We start from the raw sequence: 9,728 nt of genomic DNA, 5'->3' as shown, positions 1-9,728 counted from the left end.
ACGACACAGCGTAGGCGCCACTTCCAGGTCTATCTGTTGAACATTCCAGGGCCGTCCCGAGAGTTCGAATCCCATCCCCTCCGCCACTTGCCCTCGCGAAAGCGTTCTCCCGATCCGGCCGCGGCCGGATTTTTCCGTTATATTGAAGGGTTATGCGGGCGGGGCTGAGCACTGGCCCCTGCGCCAGGAGGCCCGGAAACGGTCTCTCCGGGCCGATATTATCCGGACCTCTCGACTGCTCGATTTCGGTGTAGAGCCTGCAACCCTCCGAAATTCAGGGGAAAAATTGAAGGCTGACCTGAACACTTCGATGCCAGTGGCGCTATCGAGATGGAACCGGGATCGAACAACTCGGTCGCGCTTTGGCCGGAACACGAGCTCTATTCTGCAGGCTCGGCGACGGCATCGTCCTGCTCTCAGCCAGGACCTCACGCGCAGGCGGGGTCTCCGACGCGAAGGCGGTCGCCCGGACCGGAAACCGGGCGCCGATGAGGCGCTCCCGGTTTCAGTCTTGTGTGCCTGAAGGGCGGTATGGTCGAACCTGGCGTCGGGCCCGTTTCCAGATGGCGTCGCTTTCCTGCCGCGCCTGCGCGTGGCCAGTGTCGGAAAAGACTCGGTCAGCCTGGTTTTGGGCGTCGTCGAGGATCGCGTCGAGGTCCATGTGGGAGGGTTCGCGGCTCTCCATCAGGATACGTCCATCCACGATGACCGTGTCGACATCGGCGGAACTTGCGAAATGGGTGATCCGGTTCAGCGCCATTACCGGTGGCCAGAGATGCGGCTTGCGCCCGTCCAGAAGTATGATGTCCGCCTTTTTCCCCGCCTCGATCGAGCCGATCTCGGCTTCTAGACTGAGTGCGCGGGCCGCATCGATGGTGCAGAGTTCCAGTGTCTTGCCTTCTGGCAAGACGGCCGGATCGCGGAAGTGGCGGCGGTGGTAATGCATCGCTTGCGCCATGTGGCGAAACATGTCGAACCCCCGGTCAGGAGCGCCGGCATCCGAACCGAGGCAAACCGTCACGCCGGCCTCGATCAGTTCGGGTACCGGGCAGCGGCCCGAGATCGACATGATGGCGCTGGGGTTGTGAATGACCGAGGCGCCCGATTCCTTCAGCGTGGTGCTCGACAGCGACCCGCGCCGCGCCGCAAAGAGCGGCAGCCGCAATCGGTCCTTCAGATCTGCGCGCAGCGCGGGTCCGCTTCGATCCTCTGGCCACATGTCACGTCCTCCGAATGATCTCCATTAATCTAACAATCAACTGTTTGGCAAGGCTGCCAAGATGCGCTAAGTTCCATGCGCGAGAGAGGGGCCACCGGCGGCTTCCAGAGCGCGCCTGTTCGTCGACACCCCAGATCAGGCGGGCGCACGAAAGCGCGGTGCAACGACAAGGTGGGGAGCACAGAGTTCATGACCGATCGACTGGACGATCCGCAGGTCTACCTACCCGATCTGTTCGCCACCCATGCCCGCCACTATCCCGCCAAAGACGCTGTGATTTGCGACGGTGAACGACGCAGCTGGGGGGATTTCGTCGGCAATATCAACCGCGTGGCCAATCATCTGATTGAAAAAGGCATGCAGAAGGGCGACCGCGTTGCGGTCATGATGGGTAATTCCATAGAGATGCTGGAATGCCTGTTCGGTGTGGTGCGGGCGGGGGGCTGCGCCGTGCCGTTGTCGGGCCTTCTGACAGCCGATCAGCTGGAAAGCCTGCTGAGCGATTGCGATGCGGTCGCCGCTTTTGTCTCGGCCGAGTTTGAGGAGCGGGTCACGCCACTGGCGAGCAAACTGCTTGGCATCCGGACCTGGATCGCCCATGGGTTTGCGGCAGAGGGTTGGGGTAAGGTCGCGGATATCTATGCGGCATCGCCGAGCACCATGCCGGATATCCGCCATGCTCTGACAGACGTGTTCAACATCATCTATTCGTCTGGCACGACAGGGCTTCCCAAGGGGATCGTTCAGACCCACCGCGCGCGCCTGCATTGGGCGTTTTCCAATGCGGTCGAGATGGGCTTTACGTCCGACAGCCGCGCACTGACGACGACGCCGCTCTATTCCAACGGCACATGGCTGATGATGCTGCCGATCCTGTTTGCCGGGGGAACGCTGCATGTGATGCCGACCTTTGATGCCGTTGCGTTTCTGAAGACGGTTGAGCGGGAAAAAATCACCCATACCTTCATGGTCCCCGCGCAATGCTTGATGGTGCTGGAGCGGCCAGAGCTAGATAGTGCGGACCTGAGCTCCCTGCGCACGGTCCTTACAGCCGGATCGCCCTTGCGTCGAGACACCAAGCGGGACGTCATCGAGCGGATTTCCCCGGGTCTATTCGAGATGTACGGATTCTCGGAAGGTTTCGCATCCATGCTGAAACCGCATCAGCATGCGGAGAAATTCGACACCGTTGGCACCCCGGTCCTTGGCTTCGAAGTGCGCATCCTGGATGACGAGGGCAATGAATTGCCGCCCGGCGAACCCGGCGAGATCGCGGGGTATGGCGCAGGCATAATGTCGGAATACAACAAACGGGATGCGCAAACTGCCGAACTGATCTGGCGGGACGAGCGGGGGCGCACCTTCATCCGGTCCGGCGATATCGGCGTGATGGACGAGGACGGCTTCCTCAAAATCGTCGACCGCAAGAAGGACATGATCATCTCGGGCGGTTTCAACGTGTTCCCAACGGATGTGGAAGCGATCGTCGGTCAGCACCCCGACGTGATGGATGTGGCGGTCATCGGCGTACCGCACCCCAAATGGGGCGAAAGCTGTCTGGCGCTGGTGATCCCGGCAACAGGGCGGGACCCAGAGCCGGAGGCAATCCGGGACTGGGCCAATGAGCGGCTGGCCAAGACGCAGCGCCTGGTCGGTGTCGAGCTTCGCGAGGCATTCCCTCGCAACGCGCTGGGCAAGGTGATCAAGAAGGACCTTCGCGCGCCCTATTGGAAAGATGCTGCGATTTGAGGCGGCAGGCTCTCTCAGTCCTTGCGGAGTGCCTGGACGAATGACCGGGCAATGTGTTCGGCGGTGGCGCCTTTCTTGGCATTGTACCAGACCGGAACCCAGTTGAGAGATCCCAGAAACTGGAGCCGAAACAACCCACGGTCGACATCATCCGGCAGATCAAGTTCGTCAAAGAGTGCCTTGAAAATCTGTTCATAAGCGCGGCGATGGGCCTTGAGCTTCTGGTTCAGCTCCTCGCGATCCTCGGCGAAATTAGGAGAGATGATCGTGACCAGATTGCCGCTGCCCAGAAGGCCCTTCAGATGGGCGACGGCGGCACGTTCCAACCGCTCCCAGGGCGTTTTGCCTTTGGCGATGGCTGCCTCGGTGTCGGCGATCATATCGGTCACCACCCGTTCATGGATGGCCAGCAACATGTCTTCCTTCGATGGGAAATGGTAATAGAGAGAGCCCGGAAGCATATCGACAGCAGAGGCGATATCGCGCATAGAGGTGCCGTCAAACCCATGCTGGGCGATCAACTCGGATGCCTTTCTTAGGATATCCTCGCGTTTGTTCTTGCGACGCGGTCGCTGCCCGGTACGCGATGTCGGTTTTTTGTCTTCTGCGCGCGCGCGTGGCTGTTGCGATGCCAAAGACCCGGCCTCCCTCTTTGCTGGCCCGCGGTCGAGACGGGCAACCTTACTGTGGCGCCTATATGGGCGGTGCTGGCCTTATTCTACCGATTGTTTGTTTGAATTTCGAGGCTGAAAAAATTAGGTTTGGCGCGGGTCTGTGCGGGGAGGCGTGAAATGTCCAATGGTCAGGCGACCTTGACGGTCAATGGTGCAGTCGCGGAAATCGTGTTCCGCAACGCCGATCAGGGGTTCATGGATCGTGCAATGGAAGCGGACCTGTTGGCGGCCGTAGAGCAGATCACCGAGGATCCGTCGATCCGCGTCTGTGTTCTTTCGGGCGCGGAGCCTGGGGTGTTCATCCGCCATTACGATCTGAAGGTTCTGGCCCCGCAGGCCGCAAAGATGAACGCGCGCGGGATGATGTTCACCACCGATCGGCCTGTGCCTGAAGCGCCCATTCACATCGCCATGCGGCTGATGGAGCGCAGTGACACGATCTTCATTGCGGCGATGACAGGTACGGCGATGGGTGGCGGGTTCGAGCTGGCGCTGGCTTGTGATCTGCGCATCGTACAGGCGGGCGCGCATGAATATGGCTTGCCGGAAATCAATCTGGGCATCCTGCCCGGTGCCGGTGGGACGCAGCGCCTGCCGCAGATCGTCGGACAGTCGCGCGCGCTACACATGACGCTGACCGGCGATACGCTGAGCCCGGACGAGATGGTCGCGGCCGGTCTCGCCTCGGCCTGCGTGGATGATGCGCGGGCAGAGGCGCTGGTGCTGGCGCAGCGCATGGCGGGCAAGCCTGCGAGGGCGGCCGGTCATATCAAGCGGCTGGTACGGCAGGCGAAGTCTGCAAGGCCCGAGGATTTCGCGGATGAACGCACGCTGTTCTGCGACCTGATGGTCCAGCCGGAGGCAAATCGCCTGCTCGCGGAAGGCGCGGAAGGCGCGCGGCAGATCACCGACGAGCCCTGATCTTTCTTACGCGCCAGGGGCTTCCAGAAGGATCACGGAGCAGGCGGCTTCGTCAAAACCGATGACGCCGCCGCCGTTTTCGGCAAGCGCGATGCGTGCCTTGCCGGTCTGGCGCGCGCCAGCTTCGCCGCGCAGTTGCAAGGCCAGTTCATGGATCATCGACAGGCCTGTGGCGCCGACGGGGTGCCCTTTCGAGACCAGACCGCCCGACAGATTGACCGGCAGGCGCCCACCCAGCTTGGTGGCGCCTTCGGCAACCAGAAGGCCGCCTTTCCCCTCGTCGGCAAAGCCCAGCATTTCAAGCTGGAAGATTTCGCAGAAGGACGTGGCGTCGTGCAATTCGATCAGATCGAAATCCGCAGGGGTCAGCCCAGATTTGGCATAGGCCTTTTGCGCCGCCACACGGCTGAGCCCGGGTTCCGACGGATCGCGGTATTTGCCCCCAGTCAGGACCGAGGCGCGCACCTTGACCGCACGGTCGCGGATTTCCTTGGGTTGCCGGGCCAGGACGTCTCCTGACACAAGGATTGAGGCGGCGGCGCCGTCGCCGATGGGCGCGGCCATTGACCGGGTGATGGGCCAGGAAACTTCGCGGTCGGCCAGCGCCTCTTCCACCGGAACTTCGAAGCGGTACTGCGCCTTGGGGTTCATCGACCCGTGCCAGTGGTTTTTCGATGCGGCAATGGCGATCTGTTCCTGCGTGGTGCCATAGGTCTTCATGTGCCACGCGGCCTGCATGGCGTATGTATCCATGAAGACCGTGCCGCCGGCAGCGTTCGGATCGAAGGGCTTGCCGGCTTCTTCGCCGCGCCGCGCGTAGTAATCGTGCCATTCCTGTGGGTCGAGCTGATCGATCCCGCCTTCGAAAATCTCGAGCGTGCGGGCCGCATCGCCTTGGACAAAAGTCTTTTCAACGCCGATGGCCAGAGAGACGTCCATATCGCCTGAAGCGACGTCTTTCCACGCGCCGTGGAAGGCCATCGACGCGGTGGCGCAGCCGCCTTCGACATTGATCATCGGGACGCGTTCGGGGAAGAGCCCCTCGCGTACCAGCGGCGTGAAACAGACCTGGCCACGGATGTTGCGCTGGCCGAAGGTCCCCATGCCGCAATTGCCGAACCAGGCCTGTTCGATGGCATCCCCGTTTTCCCAGCCTGCATCGGAGATCACGTCGCGATAGGCTTCGCGTGTCAGATCCTTGAAGCTGTCGCCTGGGCGTTTTCCGAAGGCGGTGCAGGAGGTGGCGAGAACATACACATCACGCATTGTGGTCTCCTTTCAGAAGGATCTTTCCGTTGCGGCCGCTGCGCGCGGCATGGGCGACCGCCTCCTTGATCTGATCCAGCGGATAGCGGGCCTCGATATCGGTTTGCAGCATGCCTTCGGCCAGTTTGGCTTCCAGAAAACCGTGCAGGTCGCGCATCTTCTCAACGGTCGCGGTGCGGTACCAATCGAAGAGCCAAAAGCCCTGCAACCGAACGTCGCGGAACACGACATCACGCGCATCCATCTGGTTGGGTTGGCCCGACAGCAGGCCATAGGCGACAACTGTTCCACGATCGGCAAGTGCTGCGCCAAGTGCGCGGGTGGCGCCGCCGCCCACGGCGTCGAGCGCGAGTTTCGGGGCGGCACCTGCCGCCTCGGCGATGGCGGCGGCGATGTTCTGGCCCTGGTCTACGATGACCGCGTCCGCACCATCGTCTGTCAGCGCGTCGGCCACATCGGCGCGACGGACGATGTTGACGGTGTGCAGGCCACGTTCACGGGCAAAACGGATAACCATGCGGCCCACGTTGGAATTGGCTGCGTTCTGCACGACCCAGTCGCCCGGCTGCAGGTCGACGATATCGGTCAGCATCAGGTGGGCGGTGCCCGGATTGGCGCGCATCAAGGCCGCCTGTTCGGGATCGGCGCCGGTCGGCGCCTTGGGCGCCATACGTTCGCGCAGGATCAGCGTATCGGCCCAGAACCCGCCGCCCACCGGCAGAACGGCGTCCCCAACGGCGAGCCGCGTCACACCTTCGCCGACCGCATCAACGACACCATAGGCCCCGACGCCCGGTGTGGCGGGCAGGGTGATGGGCTCTGCGCCGTAACGCCCTTCGATGGAGAGCAGATCGGCGGGGTTGATCGTCATCACGCGGTTGCGCACGCGCACTTCGCCGGGGCCGGGGGTGGGATCGTCTTCTTCGATGATCTCGATCACCTCGGCCGGATCGCCATGCCGCCTGAAAATCGCGCGTTTCATGCTCTGCTCCGTTTCTTCAGATCGCGCAGGTCCACCACGCCGGGGGCATTACGCGGGTCGTCCACATCGGGAAAGATCAAGCCCTTGCGCACTTTCTGCGTGCCGGTTCGTGGCAGATCGTCGACAAAGGCGATCCAGCCCGGCAGCTTGTAATAGGCAACGAGATCCCGGGCACTGTCAAAGATGGCGCGGGCGGTCTCGGCATCGCGCGGCGTGCCGACCTTGGGAAGAATACAGGCCATCACCTCTTCGTCGCGCATCTCGTCCATAACTCCGATGACGGCGACGGCTTCGACGGCGGGATGGCCGATCAGGGCGTTTTCGACCTCGGCGGCCGAGATGTTTTCGCCCGATCGCCGGATGATGTTTTTTCGCCGTTCAACGAAATGCAGCATCCCGTCAGGTTCCTGCACCACCACATCCCCGGTGTGAAACCAGCCAGAGCGCCAGGCTTCGGACGTGGCCTCGGGGTTTTTCAGGTATTCCCGAAAGAAGCCCTGGCGCGCGTCGGGCCCGTGGGCGCGCACCACAAGCTCACCCTCTGTGCCAGGGGGCACGGGCGCGCCAGCCTCGTCGATCACGCGCGCATCCAGATCATCGGTCGCCTTCCCGAAGGCGCGCGTGTGGATGCGGCGCGGTTCGTGGCAATCCCCCAGGAAGCGGCCTGTCTCGGTCATGCCCCAAACCTCGACCATCGGCACGCCGAAGCGGTCTTCGAAGTCCTGATGAATACGCGGCTCCAGCCCGGCGCCCAGACCGAAACGCAGCGTGTGCTGGTGTTCGGCCGGTTCGGGGTCCCGTTTCAGGAGGATGGGCGGGATGATGCCCAGATAATGCATCGCCGTCGCGCGGGTATGCACGATGTCCTGCCACCAGCTTGCCGGGTGGAACCTGTCAGGCAGGATCAGGCAGTTTCCGGTCAGGATCAGCGCGGTGAGCGTATTGATGCCGGCATTCACGTGGAAGACGGGCAACGGCACGAAGATCCTGTCTGCGCGCAACTGCAGTGCCAGTCGGCCTCCCAGCCGGGCATAGGCAAGCCCGACGGCGAAGTGATACTCGTGGTCGATCACGCAGCCCTTGGGGCGTCCGGTGGTGCCGGATGTATAGATTAGGGCGGCTTCGGCCTGCCGACCCGTGCCGCGCGGCTGGCCCGATCTGCGCGCTTGAGGCAGCGGATCGGTTTCCAGCACTGCCGCAACGCCGAGGCTGCCCGCGACACGTTGAAGCTGGTCGATGTTATGCGCCAGGCCGAGGGCAAGGTCGGCCTCGGAATGCTCGAGCAGATAGGCGAGTTCATGATCCAGGTAGTCGGGGTTCACCGGCACCTGCGTCGCCTGGAGCGCATAAAGCGCAAGCTGGCTGAAGATATGGACAGGCTGGTTGTCGAGCATCAGGGCGACGCGATGGCCCGCGCCATAACCCGCGGCCCGGAAGCGGTCTATCCGGGCTTGGACTTCGACAAGTGCGTCACCGTACGAAATCTCAACCCCATCCGGATGATAGGCACGCCCCTCGCGCGCCGGCACGCAGAGAAAGGGCAACTTGGGATGCAGGCGTGCGGCTTCGGCAAAGGCCTCGTAGGCTGTGTCGCAGCGGCCGGCGAGGGCCTCTGCCGCCTCGCGGGCGGGCGTGCCGTCTATCTGCGGGGGAAGATCGCGCGCCATAGTGCCTCAGCCGTTCAGAAGAACGGGGAGGTGGCGTGTGCCACGTGGGACCATCGCGTCCAGCCATTCCGGCGGTTCAGACGGATCAAGCGCGAGGTTCTGAAACCGCGCAAACAGCCGTTCCACGGCGATGCGGCCTTCCTCCCGCGCCAGTTTCGCGCCCAGACAGAGGTGAATGCCCTGTCCGAAGGTCAGATGGCGGTTCTGCTGGCGGGTGATGTCAAACCGGTCCGGATCCTTGAAGATGCGAGGGTCGCGGTTGGCGGAATTCACCATGACAAAGACCCGCTCGCCTTCGCGAATCTGTCGCCCGTGCAGGTCGTGATCCTCAGCCGCGACACGCACGAGGGCATTCGTGGGCCCATCAAAGCGCAACACTTCTTCGATGGCGCTGTCGATCAGTGCTGGATCGGATTTGAGTTTTGCCAACTGGTCAGGATGGCGCAGCAGCAAGAGCGTTGCGTTTCCTATCAGGTTGGTTGTCGTCTCGTGCCCGGCAAAGAGAACAAGGATGCAGGTGGCGATAAGCTCGTCCTCGCTGAGCTTGTCGCCTTCGTCCCGCGCACTGATCAGGTCCATTAGAAAGCCGGGCTTGGGGTTCTCTGTGCGTTCCTTGATCAGCTGGGCGAAATAGGAAGACATCTTCCGGCATCCGCGCTCGGCGCGTTCGTATTTGTCGCCTGAGTTGCGCGCCCCGCCGATGAACACGGCCATGTCGTCAGACCATTCCTTGAAATCGTCGAGCATGTCGCGGGGCACGTCGAGCAGATCCATGATGACAAAGGCAGGCAGTTGCAGGGCGAATTCCCGGATCAGGTCGACCTCGTTGCGTCCGCCGCTTTCAAGCCGGTCCAGTAAGAGATCGGTAATCTCGGTGATGTTCGGTCGCATGTGCTCGATCGCGCTGGCCGTGAAAGCATGGCGCAGGATCCTCCGCACGCGCGTGTGATCGGGCGGATCACGAAATGCGAGCCACAGATTTAAGTAATGAACAATGTCTTTCAGAAGAACTGCGTCGGCGGGGGGCAATGATTGGTAGAACGTTGCCAGGCGATTGACCGACAAATGGTCGGACAACAGCAGATCGCGGACATCGGTATAACGTGTGATGATCCAGGATTTTAGCGAAGGGCTCCAATGAACGGGGTCGTCTTCTCTAAGCTTGGCGTAGATTGGAAAGGGATTGGCCATCACCGAAGGATCAGACGGGTCATACACAGGCTGCTCTGCGGTCTGCGGGGCGGTCATTT

The 9,728-nt window shown here is 62.3% G+C and carries 8 protein-coding genes; 2 read left to right on the top strand and 6 right to left on the bottom strand.

What is annotated here, in order from left to right:
- Positions 1-505: 505 nt before the first annotated feature.
- Positions 506-1,219 (bottom strand): amidohydrolase family protein, encoded by a 714-nt coding sequence (locus tag OEZ49_RS21260; RefSeq protein WP_263390171.1) that lies wholly within the window; start codon positions 1,217-1,219, stop codon positions 506-508.
- Between the two features lie 189 nt (positions 1,220-1,408).
- Here OEZ49_RS21260 and OEZ49_RS21255 point away from each other — a divergent pair, with 189 nt between their 5' ends.
- Positions 1,409-2,968 carry a class I adenylate-forming enzyme family protein gene (locus OEZ49_RS21255; protein WP_263390170.1) on the top strand — a complete coding sequence of 520 codons (1,560 nt, stop codon included), beginning with the start codon at positions 1,409-1,411 and terminating at the stop codon, positions 2,966-2,968.
- 14 nt (positions 2,969-2,982) lie between these two features.
- On the opposite strand, the gene OEZ49_RS21250 is transcribed toward OEZ49_RS21255, so the two are convergent.
- On the bottom strand, positions 2,983-3,603 hold the full coding sequence (locus OEZ49_RS21250) for a TetR/AcrR family transcriptional regulator (RefSeq protein WP_263390169.1): 621 nt from the start codon (positions 3,601-3,603) through the stop codon (positions 2,983-2,985).
- Between the two features lie 156 nt (positions 3,604-3,759).
- On the opposite strand from OEZ49_RS21250, the gene OEZ49_RS21245 reads away from it, so the two are divergent.
- Positions 3,760-4,563 carry an enoyl-CoA hydratase/isomerase family protein gene (locus OEZ49_RS21245; RefSeq protein ID WP_263390168.1) on the top strand — a complete coding sequence of 268 codons (804 nt, stop codon included), beginning with the start codon at positions 3,760-3,762 and terminating at the stop codon, positions 4,561-4,563.
- Positions 4,564-4,569: 6 nt separating this feature from the next.
- On the opposite strand, the gene OEZ49_RS21240 is transcribed toward OEZ49_RS21245, so the two are convergent.
- The 4 genes from OEZ49_RS21240 to OEZ49_RS21225 are packed head-to-tail and all read right to left on the bottom strand — an operon-like array spanning position 4,570 to position 9,726.
- A complete protein-coding gene (locus OEZ49_RS21240; RefSeq protein WP_263390167.1) occupies positions 4,570-5,829 on the bottom strand; it encodes a thiolase family protein in 1,260 nt (419 codons plus the stop codon).
- Positions 5,822-6,811, bottom strand: coding sequence for a zinc-dependent alcohol dehydrogenase family protein (locus tag OEZ49_RS21235; protein WP_263390166.1), 990 nt, complete (start codon positions 6,809-6,811; stop codon positions 5,822-5,824). The genes OEZ49_RS21240 and OEZ49_RS21235 overlap by 8 nt, the downstream gene beginning before the upstream one ends.
- On the bottom strand, positions 6,808-8,478 hold the full coding sequence (locus OEZ49_RS21230) for an AMP-binding protein (protein ID WP_263390165.1): 1,671 nt from the start codon (positions 8,476-8,478) through the stop codon (positions 6,808-6,810). The genes OEZ49_RS21235 and OEZ49_RS21230 overlap by 4 nt, the downstream gene beginning before the upstream one ends.
- A 6-nt stretch (positions 8,479-8,484) precedes the next feature.
- Positions 8,485-9,726 (bottom strand): cytochrome P450, encoded by a 1,242-nt coding sequence (locus OEZ49_RS21225; protein ID WP_263390164.1) that lies wholly within the window; start codon positions 9,724-9,726, stop codon positions 8,485-8,487.
- Positions 9,727-9,728: the final 2 nt, after the last annotated feature.

Source organism: Ruegeria marisflavi, assembly GCF_025673445.1.
GTDB lineage: Bacteria > Pseudomonadota > Alphaproteobacteria > Rhodobacterales > Rhodobacteraceae > Ruegeria_B > Ruegeria_B marisflavi.
Note: the sequence above shows the minus strand (reverse complement) of the source record. Positions and strands in the feature narration are given on the sequence as shown.